2 protein-coding genes are annotated in these 1,511 nt (G+C 64.3%); both read left to right on the forward strand.

What is annotated here, in order from left to right; translation table 11 throughout:
- The first annotated feature begins 246 nt into the window (after window positions 1–246).
- On the forward strand, window positions 247–459 hold the full coding sequence (locus E3O65_RS17250) for a hypothetical protein (protein WP_241985768.1): 213 nt from the start codon (window positions 247–249) through the stop codon (window positions 457–459).
- Window positions 460–476: 17 nt separating this feature from the next.
- Window positions 477–1,478, forward strand: a complete 1,002-nt coding sequence (locus E3O65_RS12905) for a DDE-type integrase/transposase/recombinase (protein WP_134364141.1) — start codon at window positions 477–479, stop codon at window positions 1,476–1,478.
- Window positions 1,479–1,511 lie beyond the last annotated feature (33 nt).

Consider the following 1,511-nt stretch of genomic DNA (forward strand, 5'->3'; position numbering starts at 1 on the left):
CCCTCTGCGTCAAGCTGCTTGTGAGTCACTTCACAAGCAGTAGGAGGCAAGGGAATGTCGATCAGCCCGGGGTTCAACGCGGCGGAGATCCGCGAGTTCGTCCATGAGTACCAAGGGGTGCCGCACGGGCGGAAAGGTCCCTGGCTCGCGGAGCGCAAGGTCTCGAGGGGCACGTTTCGGCGTTGGTGCGACGCGGTTTACGCGGGTGACCTCGAGCGCGGGCTGATTCCGCGAGAAGGTAGTCATATGACTGTTCCCCCGGGCAAGCGCACGGCGCTAGAGAAGACACGTGCTGCTGAGCACGCGGCACACGAGGCTGAGGTCGCTCAGCTGAGCAAGCGTGTTCGCGAGTTGGAGGACACCAATAAGGCGCTGGGAAAAGCTATCGGGCTCTTGCACGCGATGAGCGAGGAAGAGCCCGCAGTCACCCTGAAGACCCCAGATCGGTCCGATTCCTGACGCTTGAGAACCAGTTCGTGGTGGAGCTGACGCGCACCACGGGCTCGCAACGCAAAGCCTTGGGAATCGCCGGCATCGCACGCTCGACCTGGCAGTACCGGCGAAATCCCCGGGCGCGGGTGCTCGAGCCGGTCGCGCAGAAAGACCGTGCTTACCTGTCTCGGATCCCCACCGTCGATCGGGCCGTGATCGCCAAGAAGATCACGGCCGGCTGGGCCGGCGGGCACTCCGTGGATCACACGTTCGCGTCCACCTGGGACCGAGGTGTGATGCTCGCCGCGCGCCGGTCGTGGTGGCGTATCGCCGCCGATATCGAAGACCAGAGCGCCCGCCCCGTGGTGCCCACGGGGCGCGGGTCCCGAACACCGCGCGAGAAGCCGGTGCTGATCGCGACCGGGCCTGGCCAGGTTTGGAGTTGGGACATCACTGATCTGCGCTCTCCCTGGCGAGGCAAAGCGTTCAAGGCTTACTCAATCATCGATATCTACTCCCGCAAGATCGTCGGCTGGCGGGTCGAGGAGCGCGAGAGCGACCACCTCGCCGTGGCGATGTTCCAGGCTGCGTTCCGCCAGCACGGCACCCCACGCTTCGTTCACGCGGACTCCGGCCCCGCGATGCGGTCGGGCGCTCTGGCCGAGCTCCTCGAGAAGCACGACGTCACTAAAACCCACAACCGGCCTTACGTTTCCAACGACAACCCGTTCTCTGAGTCCGAGTTCCGCACGATGAAATACCGCCCCAATTACCCCGGAACATTCGAGACTCTGGAGGACGCTCGCGGCCATCTGGCCGAGTATGTGCCCTGGTACAACGCGACCCACAGGCACTCCGGCATTGCGTTGTTCACGCCCCAGCAAGTCCACGATGGCTCCTGGCGGCGCGCCCACGGCATCCGTGACCACGCCCTGCAGCACTACCACCAGCAACACCCGGAACGATTCCGTGAACGACCAACAACACCCGCACCAGCCAGCCTCGTCGGGATCAATCACCTCGCCGACGAAACCGCCACAAACTAACCCAAGTGACTCCAGTCAGCTTGACATCGCCCG

Origin of the sequence: Cryobacterium breve (assembly GCF_004402375.1) — a bacterium.
Taxonomy (GTDB): Bacteria; Actinomycetota; Actinomycetes; order Actinomycetales; family Microbacteriaceae; genus Cryobacterium; species Cryobacterium breve.